The following is a 16,401-nucleotide window of genomic DNA, read 5'->3' as shown; positions in this document are numbered from 1 at the left end:
GTGGCAGCGATGAAGAGCAGCAAGAGGCACCGTCCGGTCGTCGCAGCCCTGTTGGCAAGCACGATGATCGCCGGCCTCGTCGCAACGCCCGTCGCCGCGCAGACCGCGCCGCCGCCCGCCGCGACCCCCGCTGCCGATACGCTGCCGACCGCACCCGCCGGCACGGTGCGTTCGATAGTGGTGACGGGTCAGCAACGGTTGGAACCGGACACGATCATGTCCTATACCAAGCTGCGCATCGGTCAGCCCTTTACCCAGGAATCGCTTGATCAAGCGCTGCGCGACCTGTTCGAGACCGAATTGTTCGCCGACGTCCAGATCCGCAACGATGCGGGCGCTTTGACGATCGAGGTCAAGGAAAATCCGGTCATCAACCGCATCGTGCTGGAAGGCAACAAGCGGTTGAAGGAAGACAAGATCCGTCCCGAGATCAAGCTGGCCCCGCGCCAGATATATACCCGGTCCAAGGTTCGTGCCGATGTCGCGCGCATAATCGAGCTTTACCGCCGGCAGGGACGTTTTGCCGCCACTGTCGAGCCCAAGATGGTGCAGCTCGATCAGAACCGTGTCGATATCGTTTTCGAAATCAGCGAAGGTCCCAAGTCGAAGGTTCGCCAGATTAACATCATCGGCAACGAAAAGTTCGGCGATGGCGAGCTGCGCAGCCAGATGGTCACGAAGCAGGCGCGGTTCTTCCGCCTGTTTTCCTCGGGCACCAGCTATGACCCCGACCGCCTGGCCTATGACCAGCAGAAGCTGCGGCAGTTCTACCTGACCGAAGGCTATGCCGATTTCCGCGTTATTTCCGCCGTCGCCGAACTCACGCCCGACAAGCAGGACTTCATCATCACTTATGTGGTGGAAGAAGGCGACCGATATAAATTCGGGCCGGTGAAGGTCGAATCCGATATTCGCGACCTGTCGGGCGACAGCCTGACCAAGCGGCTGCCGATGAAGCAGGGCGATTGGTACAACGCCAAGCAGGTCGAGGATACTGTCGATACGCTGTCGGAAACGGCTGGCCTTTTCGGTTATGCGTTCGCCGACGTGTCGCCCGATTTCAACCGGTCGAAAGACGACCTGACGATGGGGATCACCTTCAAGATCGCCAACGCGCCCCGCGTCTATGTCGAGCGGGTCGATATCAACGGCAACACGCTGACCCAGGACAAGGTGATCCGCCGCGAATTCCGTCTGGCGGAGGGCGATGCCTTCAACAGTTTCCTCGTCAAGCGATCGCGCGACCGCATCAATTCGCTCGGCTTTTTCCAGGAAAAGCTGGAAATCGAGCAGAAGCCGGGGTCCGCGCCCGACCGCATCATTCTCGAAACCAACGTTCAGGAAAAGTCGACAGGCGAACTGTCGCTGTCGGCCGGCTTCTCGTCGCTCGAACGCTTCATCGTTTCGGCCTCGATCACGCAGCGCAACTTTCGCGGCAAGGGCCAGGAACTGCGCACTTCGGTCAATTATTCGGCCTATTCCAAGTCGGTCGAACTGGGCTTTACCGAACCCTATTTCATGGATCGGAACATTGCGCTGGGCGGCGATATCTACCGCCGCGACCTCAACAGTTTCCGTTTCCTCAACAACAACAGCAACGATCGCGACACCACGTACGAACAGACGACGACCGGGTTCCAGATCCGCGCCGGTGTGCCGATCACCGAATATATGTCGCTGGCGCTGCGCTACAGTCTGAATCTGGACGATGTGACGCTGGATCGCGACAGCTATTACTCCGATCCCGATGGTCCCGGGGCGCAGCCGTCGCGGTGCGATCCGTTGCTGGCAGGACGCTATCTGTGCGACGCGATCGGCAAGCGGACGACATCCTCGCTTGGCTATTCGTTTATCTACGATACCCGTGACAACCGGATCCGTCCGACCCGCGGCCATAATGCGGTGCTCAGCCAGGATTTCGCCGGTCTTGGGGGCAGCGTCAAATATGTTCGCACACGCCTCAATGCTGCGAAATTCTGGCCGCTTGGTGGGGGTTTCATCTTCTCGATATCGGGTGAGGGCGGCTATATTCAATCGCTCGAAGGTCAGCGACTCGATCCCGACGGGCTGCCGATCGAGAAAATCCGGCTGGTCGATCGCTTCTTCCTGGGTGAGCCGCAGATGCGCGGTTTCAATATTCGCGGCGTCGGGCCGCGCGTGAAGCGGTATTTTCTTCAGGAAACAGGAGAAGCCGGAAACATAACGTACGAGCGGGGAACGGGGAACAACAACGTGTCCGACGACGCTCTGGGTGGCAAGATGTACTATCTCGCCCGTGCGGAGGTCGAGATTCCGCTGGGTTCGGGCGCGCGTGAAATGGGCTTGCGGCCTTCTGTCTATGTTGATGCCGGCGCTGTTGCGGGGATCAAGGATCCGGTGCTGGTGAACAATGGCACTGGCAGCTTTGCGGGATATTGTGCTCCGGGACCGAACGCGCCTACCGGGTCGACGACCGTTCGTGCCGACGGCACGGCTCGCGCACCGACTTGCGCCGCGAATTTCACTTTTGCGGGTGGCAACTTCGAGGAAGAATATCTGGGCGATACGCTGAAACCGCGTGTTTCGGTGGGTATTGGCGTCAACTGGAATTCGCCGTTCGGCCCGTTCCGCATCGACATCGCCAAGGCGCTGCTCAAGGAACCAGGGGACGACAGCAAACTCATTACCTTCAACGTAGGGACTCAATTCTGATGAAGACATTATTCAAGGCCGCGGCGCTTGGCCTGGCGCCCATGACCGCCCTGGCGCTTGCCAGCGCACCCGCCATCGCCCAATCGAAGAGCGGCATCGCCGTCGTCGATTTGCAGCGTGCGGTCGGCATCAGCTCCGCCTACACCACCGCGCGGACGCAGATGCAGACGACCTACAAGCCGCAGATCGATGCGTTCAACACACGCAAGGCCGCGATCGACGCCGACCTCAAGACCAAGGGTGATGCGCTTCAGGCCGCGCTCCGTGCGGCTGGCAACAAGCCGACCCCGGCGATCGAAACCCAGTATCAGCAGTTCCAGCAGCAGCAGCAGAACGCACAGGCCGAATTGCAGCGCCTCGGCCAGCCGATCCAGCTTGCCGACGCCTATGTGCAGGAACAGATCGGCGCCAAGCTTTCCGATGCGCTCAAGGCGGCGATGAGCAAGGCGAAGGTCGACCTGTTGCTGACGCCCGAAGCGACAGTGTCCTACCAGCCGGGCGTCGACATCACCCAAGCGGTCGTGAACGAACTCAACGCGCTGGTGCCCAGCGTCGGTATCCAGCCGCCAGCCGGATGGCAGCCGGGTCGTCAGGGTCAGCCCGCCGCTGCACCCGCGCCAGCCAATCCGGCCCAGCAGCCGACGTCGCGCTAACCAGCGATGACGGCTGACGTCGAGACGCATGCCGTCCGTGGCCCGATGGATATTCGTCGGGTCATGGCCGCTTTGCCCCATCGCTATCCGATGCTGCTGATCGACCGCGTGGTCGCGCTGGTGCCGAGCCAGTCGATCCATGCGATCAAGGCGGTGTCGGTCAACGAGCCTTTCTTTCAGGGGCATTTCCCCACCCGGCCGATCATGCCCGGCGTGCTGATCGTCGAGGCGATGGCGCAGGCGGCGGGGGTGCTGGCGGTCGAATCGATGAACCTGACCGATTCGGGCAAGCTCGTCTATTTCATGAGCATCGACGGCGCGAAGTTCCGCGTGCCGGTGGAGCCGGGATGCCTGCTCGACCTGCATGTCGAGGTGACGCAGAATCGCGGGGCGATCTGCAAGTTCGCCGGCAGGGCGCTGGTCGACGGCAAGCTGGCGGCGGAGGCCAATTTCGTCGCGATGATCACCGATCCGCCCAAGGATTGATCGGCGCGCCGCCCCTTGCCATGTCCAGGCAAACCCGCTAACGGCGCGCTTTGCCAGATATTGTGCATCCCCGGCCGGTCGGAAACCGGCCATTAATGGAGCTTTACCGCCATGAAGGCCGATACCCACCCCGATTACCATTTCATCACCATCCAGATGACCGACGGCACCACCTTCCAGACCCGTTCCACCTGGGGCAAGGAAGGCGACACGATGGCGCTCGACATCGACCCCAAGTCGCACCCCGCCTGGATCGGTGGCCAGCGCCAGCTCGACCAGGGTGGCCAGGTTGCGCGCTTCAACAAGCGTTTTGGCGGGCTTTCGCTCAAGAAATAATCCGTCGCCGCCCAGCGGAACCGGATCAGGGCGCCTGCGGGCGCCCTTTTTCGTGGGGTGCGATCCTTAACTTCGCACTTTTCCCGCCCGATTTGACATTTTATTGCGCCGACCGCCCCGGCCGCCAATCGCGCGCGACAAATATGGCACGGGGCCTTGGCTGTAGGACAGGATTATCGTTCGCCTTCATCCTGCGGGGCGGTGGGCGGCTGGGTCGGCACCACGCGCACCGGCGGCGGAGCGGGGGATGGCGGGGCGTCGGCCGGGATGCGGACGGTGGCCGGGCCGAGGTCGATGGTCATGCCATCCTGATCCAGCCCGATGTTCATGTCGCCAAGGCCGGTTTCGACCGTCACATTGGCGATGGCGTTGACCAGGTCGCCATCCAGTTCCGCCGGTGCGACTTCGTCCGCCGGCTCGTCGATCGCGCGGCTCATGAAATCGCGCCAGATGCGCGCGGGTAGCCCGCCGCCAGCCGCGCCCCCGGGCAGCGGGGTGTTATCGTCATTGCCGACCCATACTGCCGTCACCAGCCCGCCGGCATAGCCGACGAAGATCGCGTCGCGGCTGTCCTGCGTCGTGCCGGTCTTGCCAAAGGTGCTGGTGCGCAGCGCCGCCGCGCTGCCGGTGCCGCGATTGGCGGCGGACGACAACAGGTCGCGGATCATGTCGAGATGGTCGTCGTCGAACGCCTTTTGCCGGTCGAGCAGCCGTTCGAACCAGCCCCGTTCCTCTGGCGGCAGGCCATGGGCGATGACCGGATAGACCCCAGCCGCGACCGCGGCATAGGCTTGCGCCAGATCGACCAGCGGAATTTCGGACGTGCCAAGCGCGAGGCTGAGATCCTGCGTCAACGGCGCGCGGATGCCAAGGTCGCGCGCGACCTTGATGACGGCATCGACGCCCACCTTCTGGGTCAGGCGCACGGCGGCGACATTGCTGGAAATGGCGAAGGCCTGGCGCAGGGTGATGCGGCCGCGATAGCGCCCGCCATGGTTGGCGGGGCGATAGGCGCCGGTGGTGATCGGCGTGTCTTCGATCAGGTCGTCGGGGGTCATGCCCGCGCGGAAGGCGGCGAGATAGACGAACAGCTTGAAGGTCGATCCGGGCTGGCGCCTGGCCTGGACCGCGCGATTGAAGCTGCTTTTCGCGTAATTTTTGCCGCCGACCATGGCGACGACGCTGCCGTCAGGCTTCATCGCCACCAGCGCGGCCTGGGCGCCGCCCAGCCCCGCACGGCGGATCGCGCCTTCGGCATAGCGCTGGACGCTGCGATCGAGCGTCGTGACGACCTGTTGCGCGCCATAGACCGCGCCGGCGCGGTCGCGCGCCTGCGGCAGCACCCAGTCGGCGAAATAGGTGCCGCTGGTCGCGTCCGGTTCCGGCCGGACGTCGAGGCGGGCAGGGGGCAGGGCATTGCGTTCGCGCTGGCCAAGATAGCCGGCATCGACCATCGCCTGCGTCACCAGCGCCGCGCGGGCGCGGGCGCCCTTGAGATTGGAGGTGGGCGCGAGCCGCGATGGGGCCTTGAGCAGCCCGGCGAGCATCGCGGCCTGCGGCACCGTCAGCCGTTCGGGCCGGCGGCTGAAATAATGGAGCGAGGCGGCGCGCAGGCCGTAAACATTGTCGCCGAAATAGACGTTGGACAGATAGCGTTCGAGGATCTGGTCCTTGGTCAGCCACGCTTCCAGCCAGAGCGCGATCAGCGCTTCGCGCGCCTTGCGGCCAAAGGTGCGGTCGCTCGACAGGAAAACGCCCTTGGCAAGCTGCTGAGTGATCGTGCTGCCGCCCTGTGATGCGCCATCCGACCAGATATTGTGCCACAGCGCGCGGGCGATGCCGCGCGGGTCGATGCCCCAATGGGTCTGGAATCGCCGATCCTCGATCGCCATGAACGCCTGGGGCACATGGGCGGGCAGGTCGGCGATGGCCACCGGCTTGTCGATCACCGCGCCGCGCCGCGCGATCAGATGGCCGTCGGCCGACATCAGGCTGATGCTGGGCGGCGCGATCGGCCGCAGCGAGCGCGACAGCGGCGCCGTGACCGCCAGCCAGGCGATCACGATCATCAGCAACGCCAGCGCCGCCGCGAACAGATAGCCGACGATCCGCAGCTTCTTCTTCCACGGCATCGGCGGCGCGAAGGCGCTGGGCGGGCCGGCGAAAGCCGGCGCCGATGCAGGCGGTGGAGACGGGGGCGAAAGTGGATCGGTCATCTGTCCCGCCAAAGCTGTATTATATGTACCATACAGTCAAGCCTGTCCCGTGACGGGACAGCGCCGCATTACCGTTAATTGGCGGTGGTCGAAATGGTAAAAAATGCGTTAATCTTTCCATCATGCGAAACCGAACCCTCGTCACCACCACCGAATCGGCCCGCCACCCCTTTCGCCAGCGCCTGCCCGCTCATGTGCTGAGGGTCGTGGACGATGCGCCCAGGCCCGGCCCTACGAAAATCGGCTATTATGACGACGACAAGGACTGGAAGCTGTTCGCCCTGAGCTTTTCCGCCTTCTTCACGGCATTCTACAGCTTCATCGCCTGAGCGCGGTCAATCGCACGCGCAATGGAGTTTCCACGCGAGCCACGCGCAGGGAATGGTCATCGCCGCCACCAGCAGCAATTGCTGAATCACCGGCACGCCCGCGACCGAAAGGCCCAGCGCCATCACCGACCCCGCGACCATTGCGCCCGAATTGACGATATTGTTGGCCGCGACGGTGCGTGCCGCTTCGCATTTTTCCACCGTCGTGGTGAGGAAGGCGTAGAGCGGAACGACGAACATGCCGCCGAAGGTGGAGACGCCCAGCAGCGAAGCGGACAACCAGCCGGCCATCGGGTGCGCCAGAAATTCACCCAGCGACAGCAGCCGATCGCCAGGGGCGGGGGTCCAGAAGCTGCACACGAGATGGAAGGCGACGATGCAGCCGCCCATGCCGATCACCGATGCGGGCGCGTATCTGGCCGACACATGGCCGCCAAGCAGCCGGTTGATGGCGATCGAGCCGATGGCGATGCCGATCGAGAAAATCGCGAGGAACAGGCTGGCGACCGCCTTGTCGGCGGTCAGCACATTCTTGACCAGCGGCGGGAACTGGATGAACAGCACCGCGCCGACCGACCAGAAGAAGCTGATCGCCATGATCGCCAGGAACAGGCGGCGGATGTGCATGGTGCCGCGCACCAGCGCGATCGACGAACGGATGATATGGAAGTCTATCGGCAGCGGCACCATCAGCGAGGGCGCCGGGGGCACCTGGCGCCCCGCGACATAGCCGATGAGCGCGGTGAGCACGACGCCGACCGCCGCCGCCTCGACAGGGATGATGCCGGCGAGGATCGTGCCTGCGAGGATCGCGATATAGGTGCCGGCCTCAACAAGGCCGGTGCCGCCCAGCACTTCATCGTCGTGCAGGTGCTGGGGCAGGATCGCATATTTGATCGGGCCGAAAAACGTCGAATGAACCCCCATGGCGAACAGCGCCACCAGCAGCAGCGGGATGGCGACGCTGTGCACCGCGACGCCGCTCCAGATCAGGCCGAGGCCGATCGCGCCGACCATCATGATCGCGATCTCCGCCGTCTTGACGATGCGGATGATGGCGGCCTTGTCGCGCTGGTCGGCCAATTGCCCCGAAAGCGCGGACAGCAGAAAGAAGGGGAGGATGAACACCCCGGTCGCGACCGCGCTGAACCAGGTTTCCGACGTTTCGTCGTTATAGACCGAATAGACGACGAACAGCACCATCGCGTTCTTGAACAGATTGTCGTTGAACGCTCCGAGGAGCTGGGTCACGAAAAGAGGCAGGAAGCGCCGCTTTTTCAAGAGCCTGATGGAGGCTTGCATGAGCGATGGTATCTTTTCGCTGTGAAAGTGGCTGAGCGCGATCTAGCCGCTCGATGGGCATCTGTCCAACGCCATGATGCGCCCGCCCGGCTTGTGACTTGCGCCACTCTGTGGCAGGCGTCGGCGATGCTGACGCTGCCCAACCTGCTGACCCTGTCGCGGATCGTCACGGTGCCGTTGCTGGTGGCGTTGCTGTGGCCCGCCGAACAGGGCGCGCGCTGGACCACCGGCTATGCGCTGGCCTTCGCACTCTATTGCCTGATGGGCGTCACCGATTATTTCGACGGCTATCTGGCGCGGGCCAAGGGCACGGTGTCCAAACTGGGCATCTTCCTCGATCCGATCGCCGACAAGATCATGGTGGGCGCCGTGATCCTGTTGCTGAGCGCGACCCGCGACATCGCCGGTCCGCACATCATTGCCGCGATGGTGATTTTGCTGCGCGAGATCGCGGTGTCGGGGCTGCGCGAATTTCTGGCGGGATTGCAGGTGTCGGTGCCGGTGTCGCGGCTGGCCAAATGGAAGACGACCTGTCAGATCATCGCGCTGGGCGCGCTGATCCTGGCGGGCGCGGTGCCGCATTTTCCCTTTGTCCAGGCGGTGGGAATCGTGACATTGTGGGCGGCCGCGCTGCTGACGCTGGTGACGGGCTGGGACTATCTGCGCGTCGGCCTCAAGCATATGGACTGACGGGTCATGGCCGGTCTTACCATTCTCTATTTCGCCTGGGTACGCGAAGCCGTCGGGGTCGACGAGGAACGGATCGACGCGCCCGCGCCCGATGCGAGCATAGCCCAGGTGATCGCGACGCTGGCGGCGCGCGGGGGCGGCCATGCCGAGGGGCTGGGCGATCCGGCCCGGCTGCGCGCGGCGCTGGACCACAGGTTCGCGGCCATGGACACGGTCATCGGCGCGGCCCGCGAACTGGCCATTTTTCCGCCGGTGACGGGCGGATGAAATATATCGCGATCCAGGCGGGCGATTTCGATCCCGGCGTGGAGAGCGCCGCGCTGGAGGCATTGGGCGGTGGCGGCGTCGCCACCTTTACCGGCGTGGTGCGAGGCGAGGGCGGGCTGGTGGCGATGCAGCTCGACCATTATCCGGCGATGACGCAGGCCCAGGTCGAACGGATCGTCGTCGAGGCGTTCGCGCGCTGGCCGTTGCTGGGGGCGCGGGTGATCCACCGGGTCGGGCGGCTGGCGCCGGGCGCGCGCATCGTCTTCGTCGGCACCGCATCGCGCCATCGCACCGCCGCACTCGCAAGCTGTGCCTTCCTGATCGACTGGCTCAAGAGCGAGGCGCCCTTCTGGAAGAAGGAGCATTTCGACGATGGCGCGAGCCGCTGGGTCGAGGCGCGCGCCGAGGACGATGCGCGCGCGCAGGCGTGGAAGAGCTGATCAGGCCGCCTGGGGAAGCTGGCAACCCGACTTCGCGCCTTCGCGCAGGATGTCGGCCATCAGGCGGAATTCCTTTTCGCGCGGGCTGTTGCGGCGCCATAGCAAGGCGATGTCGCGCCAGGCATGGTCCGACCGCAGCGGGCGCGTGGCGATGCCGGTATGGTCGAGTATGCCACTGGCGATCGCCATTTCAGGCAGCATCGTGATGCCAAGGCCGTTGTCGACCATCTGCACCAGCGTATGAAGCGAGGTGCCCATCATCGCCGTTTCGGGGCGCAGGCCCGGCCGGTCGCACGCGGCAAGCGCATGGTCCTTGAGGCAATGGCCATCCTCCAGCAGCAATAGCCTGCTTTCGTCGATCATGTCCGGCGCGATCCAGGCGGGCAGGTCGACCGGATCGTCCTTGGGGAAGGCGACGTGGATGCGGTCCTGGAACAGCGTTTCGCTGTCGAGATCGCCGGTCGCATAGGGCAGGGCGAGCAGCACGCAGTCGACATTGCCATGGCGCAGCGAATCGAGCGCGGCGGGCGTCGTTTCCTCGCGCAGATAGAGCTGGAGTTCGGGGCGGTCATGGCGCAGGCGGGGCAACAGGCGCGGCAGCAGGAACGGAGCGATGGTGGGGATGACGCTCATCCGCAACGCGCCGGTCAGCGGCTTGCCCGATGCCTGGGCAATGGCGGCCAGCTCCTCCGCCTCGCGCAGGACGCGATGCGCCTTTTGCGCGATCTGGTCGCCAAGCGCGGTGAACCGCACCACGCGCCGGGTGCGTTCGACCAGGGTGACGCCGATCAGCGTTTCAAGCTCGCGAATGCCGGCGGACAAAGTCGATTGCGTGACGTAGCAGCTTTCGGCGGCACGGCCGAAATGACCATGTTCCTTGAGCGCGACCAGATATTGCAGCTGTTTGAGCGTTGGCAGATAGCTGGACATATATCGGCTTCCTCGATCAGAAGCGCTTATATAAGTGGATCAGCCGATGAAACCAAGCTGTTTGACCACGCCGAACAGCGACGTCAGCGTCAGGATGATGCCGACCGCCGTGAACAGGATGCGTGGCGCGACGCGGCGAGCGAGCATCGCGCCAAAGGGCGCCGCCACCACGCCGCCGATCAGCAGCCCGGCCGTGTAGGCCGTGAACGCTTCCCAGCCCAGATGCAGCAGGAAGGTGATGCTGATCGAAAGGGTCAGGAAGAATTCGACGCTGTTGACCGTGCCGATGGTGTGGCGCGGACTGGCGCCCTGCAACAGCAGGTTGGAGGTTACGATCGGCCCCCAGCCGCCGCCGCCCGACGCATCCATGAAGCCGCCGACCAGACCCAGCGGCGCGACCAGCTTGGGGTCGCGCGCCTTGGGCGGCAGGTGGAAGCCGCGCCAGATGAGATAGACGCCGATCAAGGCCAGATAGATCTGGACGAACGGCTTGATGACGGCCCCGTCGATGTTGGAAAGAAGATAGGCGCCCGCCACGCCGCCGATGACGCCGGGGATGATGAGCCGCGCAAACAGCCGCCAGTCGACATTCTTGTGCAGGATATGGCTGATCGCCGATACCGCCGTGGTGAAGGTTTCGGCAACATGGACGCTGGCCGAGGCGCGGCTGGGCGATACGCCGAGCGCGAGCAGCAGGGTGCTGGAGATCACGCCATAGGCCATGCCCAACGCGCCGTCGACGATCTGCGCGCCAAAGCCGATCAGGATGAACGGCCAGATGTCATCGGCATGGTTGGTCAGGACGTCGATCATGCAGCGGCCTTAGCTAATTTGTCTATCGTCTGAATAGGAATTTATCAGGGCACCGGGAAAGTTTCTTTTGGGCGTTCGAAAGGTGAAATACCGTCCATCTGGAAATTCGGGCGGTTCTGCCCTATGTATCGCAACTGAGGCTTCGGGCCGTCACGAGAGTTCAGGGTGTTTATGGTGCGCAATCTCATTGCTTATCTGGACTCGGTCAAGTCCCGCGACCCCGCGCCCCGTTCGCGCGCGGAAATCCTGATCTATCCTGGGGTCTGGTCGCTTGCCTTCCATCGCGTCGCGCACCGCCTGTATCGCCTGCGGCTGTTTTTCCTGGCGCGCGCGGTCAATCATTTCTCGCGTTTCCTTACCGGCAACGACATTCATCCCGGCGCCAGGATCGGCAAGCGATTCTTTATCGATCATGGCTTTACCGTCATCGGCGAGACCGCAGAGATCGGCGACGATGTGACGCTGTACCAGAATGTCACCCTGGGCGGCACCGATCCGGCCAATGGCATAGCGGGCAAGCGTCACCCGACGCTGGGCGACGGGGTGATCGTCGGGTCGGGCGCGCAGGTGCTGGGTCCGATCGTCGTCGGGCCAAGGGCCAGGATCGGCGCGAATGCGGTGGTGACCAAGTCGGTGCCCGAGGGGGCGACGATGGTGGGCATTCCCGCGCGGCAAATGCTGGTCGACGTGACCGCCTATCAGCGCGAATTCCTGCCCTATGGCACGGTGTGCAGCGAATGCCCGGACCCCGAAAAGCAGAAGATCGAAGCGTTGCGGGCCGAGGTCGAACAGTTGCAGCGCCGGTTGACGAGCCTGCTGGAGCAGCGCGCCACGCCCGGCCCCGAGTCGCTGTCGTTCGAGGAGCGTGACCGCGCCTGATGAACAACGTCACGCCGTTCCCGGCCGGTAGCGGCAGGCCCAACCAGATCGGGTTCGAGCGGCAGGAACTGCAAAGGATCATGAACCTGTACGGCCGGATGGTGTCGGCCGGCCATTGGCGCGATTATGCGATCGACCTGGGCCGCGACGCCGCCATATTCTCCGCCTTTCGCCGTGCGGCCGAGCGACCCGAATATCGCATCGAAAAGCGCCCGGCGCTGCGCCAGCGGCAGGGCATGTGGGCGCTGATCGGCGAGGCCGGGGCGGTGCTCAAGCGCGGGCAGGACCTGGCCGGCGTGCTGGCGCCGGTCGAACGCAAACTGCTGCGGATCGTCGAGGAATGACGTCGCCGCCGGGGTCGACGACCCCCGGCGCGTCGACAGGGACGGCTGGCAAGGCGATCGCTCCGGTCGCCACGGCGGCATAGCCGATACTATAGCCAGCCATTTCTGCGATAGGCGGCGGCGGTGGCTTTGAGGCCCGCCGCCGTTGCGACGCCGGGCTTCCACAGGTCCGCGGGCGGGAAAGCAGCCGGCGTGCTGACCCAGTCGGGGTGGCAGAAATAGCGAACCCTGTCCGGGGTCAGCTTGGCGTTCCTGCCCCGCATCGTGCGATCGAGCGTGGCGCCGATGTTCAGCAGCCATCGCGGCATCGACCAGGTTTTGACCCGCCGTCCCAGCGCCTGGCCCAGAGCCAGCCCGAAATCCCGGTGATCCCAGCCGTCCGGCGTGCCGTCATCGACTTCATACATCTGGGTCAGGCTGACGTGGCGGTCATCGGCAAGCGCGAGCAGCAGCCTGGCGAGATCGCCGACTTCGATGACCGACAGGCGTCCGCCGGGCGGCAACAGCATGAAGCCCCGCCGCGCCATGCGAAACAGGTCGAGCATCTCGCGGTCGCCGGGGCCGTAGATGGCGGGCGGGCGGACGATGGTCCAGTCGAGGCCGCTGGCCTTGACATGGCGTTCGGCCAGTTCCTTTGACCAGCCATAGTCCGATAGCGCCGGTTCGCGCGCGGCCAGCGACGAGACATGGACCAGCCGACGCACGCCCTGGCGGCGCATCGCGTCGATCAGCGCCATCGTGCCGAGCGCATTGCCCGCTTCGAAACCCGCGCGATCGGGCGCGTTGACGACGCCGGCGATGTGGATCACGGCGTCGACATCACGCACCAGCCGGTCGAGCGCGCGGCCATCCTCCAGCGAGCCATGAACCCATTTGAGCCGCGCCTGCGGCGGGCGGGCCTTGCGCGCGAGTGCCTGGACGCTCATCCCCGCGCCCAGCGCCTGCGCCAGCACTTCCGCGCCGACGAAACCCGTCGCGCCCGTCATCGCAATCTTCATCGCCATGGGATCAGACCATTGCCATATGGTCGCGGTGAACCAGCACCGACCGGGGCATGGTGCCAAGCAGCGCGGCGATGTCCTCGCTGCGCCGACCGGCGATCTTCGCAGCGTCGTCGCTGTCATATTCGGACAGGCCGCGCGCGATCACGCGGCCATCGGCGGCGACGATGTCGATCACGTCGCCCCGCGCGAACAGCCCCTCTACCCGCGCGACGCCGGCGGGCAGCAGGCTGTTGCCGCGCCCCAGCGCCCTTTCCGCGCCCGCATCCACGGTGATTCGGCCCCGCACGGTCAGGCGACCGGCCAACCAGCCCTTGCGGGCGCGCTTTGCCGGCGCGGCAAGGAAGATGGAGCCTGGACCGCCCCGTTCCCAATGGGTGAGCGGCGCATCGACCTTGCCCGAAATGATGGCAAGGTGCGCGCCCGCGCCGGTCGCGATCCTGGCCGCCTCTATCTTGGAGGTCATGCCGCCCGACCCCATGCCGGACGCGGAGCCGCCATCGGCCATGGCCATGATGCGGGCGTCAATGCGTTCGATCGTCGGTATCAGCATGGCGTTCGCATCGGCGTGCGGATTGGCGGTGTAAAGCCCGTCCACGTCCGACAGAAGCACTGTCGCGTCAGCCCGAGCGGCCTGGCCGATGCGGGCGGCGAGCCGGTCATTGTCGCCGAAGCGAATTTCGGCGGTGGCGACGCTGTCATTTTCATTCACCACCGGGACCACGCCCAGCGCCATCAGCCGATCGAGCGTCGCCGACGCATTGAGATAGCGGCGGCGATGTTCGAGATCGTCGAGCGTCACCAATATCTGTGCGGCGATGATGCCCTGTTCCGCCAGCAGTCCCGCCCAGCATTGCGACAGGGCGATCTGTCCGGTGGCGGCGGCGGCCTGCGCGTCTTCCAGGCTGCCGCGCCCGCCCTTGGGCAGTTTGAGCCGGCGCGCGCCGAGTGCGACCGCGCCTGAGGACACGACGATGATCTGCTGTCCCGCCGCCTTTCGCGCGGCAATGTCGGCGACGAGCGTGCGCAGCCACGCCTCGCGCACCTGGCCGGCGGGGTCGACCAGCAGCGCCGAGCCGATCTTGATGACCAGGCGGCGGATCTGGGAAGGGGGAAAGCCGGGCTGCATCACATCATCCCCGGCATGGCGGGGGCCGCCGCCACGGCGCTGTGGAGGCGTAAAATGGATCGAGCAGCGCGCCCGCACCGTCGGCCTGCGTCTTGGCCCCATCCTCCGGTCGAGGAGGCGATCAGAGCGGCGACCATGTTCCGTCGTCCTCTTCCCCGCCATCCGCCTTTTCCGCCGCCACGGCATCGCTCAGCATCGGGATCACCGCGTCGAGCAGTTTTCCCATGCCTTCGCCGGTTGCGCCCGAAATGATGAAGATGTCCTCCGCCCCCGCCGCGCGCAGTTGCGACGCGATGTCCTCCATCAATTCCGCGCCCAGCAGGTCGCCCTTGTTGAGCGCCAGCAATTGCGGCTTTTCGTCCAGCCCCGCGCCGTAATTGGCCAGTTCGTCCTGAACGATGCGCCATGCGGCGACCGGATCGTCGCCGGTAGCGTCGATCAGGTGGAGCAGCACGCGGCACCGTTCGATATGGCCAAGGAAACGGTCGCCGATGCCCGCGCCTTCGGCGGCGCCCTCGATCAGCCCCGGAATGTCGGCCAGCACGAACTCACGGCCCTTGTGCAGCACGACGCCCAATTGCGGCTTGGTGGTGGTGAAGGCATAGGCCCCGACCTTGGCCTTGGTATTGGTGATCTGGTTGATGAGCGTCGACTTGCCGGCGTTGGGCATGCCCACCAGCCCGACATCGGCGAGCAGCTTGAGCCGCAGCCAGACCCAGCGTTCCTCGCCCGGCCAGCCGGTGCCGTGCTGCCGCGGCGCCCGGTTCGTGCTGCTTTTGTAGGACATGTTGCCGCGGCCGCCGTCGCCGCCGCGCAGAAAGGTTATCCGCTGGCCGACCTGGGTGAAATCGGCGAGAATCTCCTGCTCCTCATAGTCGGGCACACCGTCCTCATCCTCGCTGCCGTCGATCGGCAGGGGATCGGACAGGATCTGCGTGCCGACCGGCACCTTGATGACCAGGTCTTCGCCGCCGGCGCCATAGCGATTCTTGCCCATGCCGGGCGTGCCGCGCTGCGCCTTGAAATGCTGGGTATAGCGAAAGTCGATGAGGGTGTTGAGGCCCGCCACCGCTTCGAAGATGATGTCGCCGCCCTTGCCGCCGTTGCCGCCGTCGGGACCGCCATATTCTTCATATTTTTCGCGGCGAAAACTGACCGCGCCGGGGCCGCCCCAGCCGGACTTGATATATATCTTGGCTTGATCGAGAAAATGCATGGGGCCGCCCATAGCGGCATATGGGGGAAAGTTAAACCGTTGCGGTGGCCGGGAACGGGCAAGCGCGGCGGCGAGGGCCGCGCGCGCCTGCCCGATCCCGCTCAGGCGGCTAGCGGGGGGGCGTCGTCATAGAGTTCAAAGGCGCTGTCGGGACGCATTCGCGCTTCCTCGCCCTCTTCGAAGAACTGGCAATCGACCATGCCGCCGCGTGCGACGCTGTGGCGCTGACCGGTCCGGCCGGTGGGGCGAAAGCCAAGTTTGCGCAGGACATTGCCGGACGCGGGATTGTCGGCAAAGTGCATCGCGCCGATGCCGGTGATGCCGGCAGCGCGCGCCGCCTGGAGCAAGGCGCGGCTGGCTTCGGTGGCGAAACCCAGGCCCCAATAGGCGCGCGCGATCCAGTAGCCAAGTTCGGGCGCGCCATCGGCGTCCGCCGACAGGCCGCAGCCGCCGACAAGGCGAGGGGCGCCGAGCGTGCGGGTGAAGATAAGGCAATGGGGCAGGGACTGTCCGGCGCGGCTCGCGAGGAACGCCTGCGCATCGTCCGGGCCATAGGGCCAGGGCGCGCGCGTCAGATTGCGCACGATGCCCTGGTCGCCGATCGCGCGGGCAAGCGCGGGGGCGTCTTCGATCCAGCCGGGCCGCAGCAGCAGGCGGGGGGTACGGGCGAACATGCGTG

General features: G+C 65.3%; 18 protein-coding genes. 10 read left to right on the top strand and 8 right to left on the bottom strand.

The window, feature by feature from the left end; all coding sequences use genetic code 11:
• Window positions 1-9 precede the first annotated feature (9 nt).
• From bamA to rpmE, 4 genes are all read left to right on the top strand, one after another.
• Entirely contained in the window at window positions 10-2,691 is a 2,682-nt protein-coding gene (bamA, locus tag WG908_RS01695; RefSeq protein WP_340184812.1) for an outer membrane protein assembly factor BamA, read from the top strand.
• Window positions 2,691-3,344 carry an OmpH family outer membrane protein gene (locus WG908_RS01690; protein ID WP_340184811.1) on the top strand — a complete coding sequence of 218 codons (654 nt, stop codon included), beginning with the start codon at window positions 2,691-2,693 and terminating at the stop codon, window positions 3,342-3,344. The genes bamA and WG908_RS01690 overlap by 1 nt, the downstream gene beginning before the upstream one ends.
• A gap of 45 nt (window positions 3,345-3,389) precedes the next feature.
• Window positions 3,390-3,830, top strand: coding sequence for a 3-hydroxyacyl-ACP dehydratase FabZ (gene fabZ, locus WG908_RS01685; protein WP_445326650.1), 441 nt, complete (start codon window positions 3,390-3,392; stop codon window positions 3,828-3,830).
• A gap of 111 nt (window positions 3,831-3,941) precedes the next feature.
• Window positions 3,942-4,166 carry a 50S ribosomal protein L31 gene (rpmE, locus tag WG908_RS01680; RefSeq protein ID WP_340184809.1) on the top strand — a complete coding sequence of 75 codons (225 nt, stop codon included), beginning with the start codon at window positions 3,942-3,944 and terminating at the stop codon, window positions 4,164-4,166.
• 173 nt (window positions 4,167-4,339) lie between these two features.
• Here rpmE and WG908_RS01675 read toward each other — a convergent pair whose 3' ends face one another.
• A complete protein-coding gene (locus WG908_RS01675) occupies window positions 4,340-6,394 on the bottom strand; it encodes a transglycosylase domain-containing protein (RefSeq protein ID WP_445326642.1) in 2,055 nt (684 codons plus the stop codon).
• A gap of 110 nt (window positions 6,395-6,504) precedes the next feature.
• On the opposite strand from WG908_RS01675, the gene WG908_RS01670 reads away from it, so the two are divergent.
• A complete protein-coding gene (locus WG908_RS01670) occupies window positions 6,505-6,711 on the top strand; it encodes a hypothetical protein (RefSeq protein WP_340184807.1) in 207 nt (68 codons plus the stop codon).
• 6 nt (window positions 6,712-6,717) lie between these two features.
• Here the strand turns inward: WG908_RS01670 and WG908_RS01665 are convergent, their stop codons facing one another.
• A complete protein-coding gene (locus tag WG908_RS01665) occupies window positions 6,718-8,013 on the bottom strand; it encodes an MFS transporter (protein WP_340184806.1) in 1,296 nt (431 codons plus the stop codon).
• A 126-nt stretch (window positions 8,014-8,139) separates the two neighbouring features.
• On the opposite strand from WG908_RS01665, the gene pgsA reads away from it, so the two are divergent.
• Genes pgsA through WG908_RS01650 form a run of 3 tightly spaced genes read left to right on the top strand, consistent with a single transcriptional unit; the run spans window position 8,140 to window position 9,410 of the window.
• A complete protein-coding gene (gene pgsA / locus WG908_RS01660; protein WP_340184805.1) occupies window positions 8,140-8,703 on the top strand; it encodes a CDP-diacylglycerol--glycerol-3-phosphate 3-phosphatidyltransferase in 564 nt (187 codons plus the stop codon).
• Between the two features lie 6 nt (window positions 8,704-8,709).
• Window positions 8,710-8,970, top strand: coding sequence for a MoaD/ThiS family protein (locus WG908_RS01655; protein ID WP_340184804.1), 261 nt, complete (start codon window positions 8,710-8,712; stop codon window positions 8,968-8,970).
• On the top strand, window positions 8,967-9,410 hold the full coding sequence (locus WG908_RS01650; RefSeq protein ID WP_340184803.1) for a molybdenum cofactor biosynthesis protein MoaE: 444 nt from the start codon (window positions 8,967-8,969) through the stop codon (window positions 9,408-9,410). The genes WG908_RS01655 and WG908_RS01650 overlap by 4 nt, the downstream gene beginning before the upstream one ends.
• Here WG908_RS01650 and WG908_RS01645 read toward each other — a convergent pair whose 3' ends face one another.
• Together WG908_RS01645 and WG908_RS01640 are read right to left on the bottom strand one after the other, a co-directional pair.
• Window positions 9,411-10,340 carry a hydrogen peroxide-inducible genes activator gene (locus WG908_RS01645; protein ID WP_340184802.1) on the bottom strand — a complete coding sequence of 310 codons (930 nt, stop codon included), beginning with the start codon at window positions 10,338-10,340 and terminating at the stop codon, window positions 9,411-9,413.
• A gap of 39 nt (window positions 10,341-10,379) precedes the next feature.
• On the bottom strand, window positions 10,380-11,153 hold the full coding sequence (locus WG908_RS01640) for a sulfite exporter TauE/SafE family protein (protein WP_340184801.1): 774 nt from the start codon (window positions 11,151-11,153) through the stop codon (window positions 10,380-10,382).
• A 171-nt stretch (window positions 11,154-11,324) separates the two neighbouring features.
• Here WG908_RS01640 and epsC point away from each other — a divergent pair, with 171 nt between their 5' ends.
• Window positions 11,325-12,032 carry a serine O-acetyltransferase EpsC gene (gene epsC / locus WG908_RS01635; RefSeq protein WP_340184800.1) on the top strand — a complete coding sequence of 236 codons (708 nt, stop codon included), beginning with the start codon at window positions 11,325-11,327 and terminating at the stop codon, window positions 12,030-12,032.
• On the top strand, window positions 12,032-12,376 hold the full coding sequence (locus WG908_RS01630; protein ID WP_340184799.1) for a DUF2794 domain-containing protein: 345 nt from the start codon (window positions 12,032-12,034) through the stop codon (window positions 12,374-12,376). The genes epsC and WG908_RS01630 overlap by 1 nt, the downstream gene beginning before the upstream one ends.
• Before the next feature lie 89 nt (window positions 12,377-12,465).
• Here WG908_RS01630 and WG908_RS01625 read toward each other — a convergent pair whose 3' ends face one another.
• From WG908_RS01625 to WG908_RS01610, 4 genes are all read right to left on the bottom strand, one after another.
• Window positions 12,466-13,380, bottom strand: a complete 915-nt coding sequence (locus WG908_RS01625; protein WP_340184798.1) for an SDR family oxidoreductase — start codon at window positions 13,378-13,380, stop codon at window positions 12,466-12,468.
• Window positions 13,381-13,384: 4 nt separating this feature from the next.
• Entirely contained in the window at window positions 13,385-14,506 is a 1,122-nt protein-coding gene (gene proB / locus WG908_RS01620) for a glutamate 5-kinase (protein WP_340184797.1), read from the bottom strand.
• 121 nt (window positions 14,507-14,627) lie between these two features.
• Window positions 14,628-15,722 (bottom strand): GTPase ObgE, encoded by a 1,095-nt coding sequence (gene obgE, locus WG908_RS01615; protein ID WP_340184796.1) that lies wholly within the window; start codon window positions 15,720-15,722, stop codon window positions 14,628-14,630.
• 101 nt (window positions 15,723-15,823) lie between these two features.
• Window positions 15,824-16,396, bottom strand: coding sequence for a GNAT family N-acetyltransferase (locus WG908_RS01610; RefSeq protein ID WP_340184795.1), 573 nt, complete (start codon window positions 16,394-16,396; stop codon window positions 15,824-15,826).
• Between the last annotated feature and the right edge of the window lie 5 nt (window positions 16,397-16,401).

Origin of the sequence: Sphingobium anseongense (genome assembly GCF_037725245.1) — a bacterium.
Taxonomy (GTDB): domain Bacteria; phylum Pseudomonadota; class Alphaproteobacteria; order Sphingomonadales; family Sphingomonadaceae; genus Sphingobium.
The sequence above is the reverse complement of the archived record's forward strand: the minus strand, read 5'-3'. Positions and strand labels throughout refer to the sequence as shown.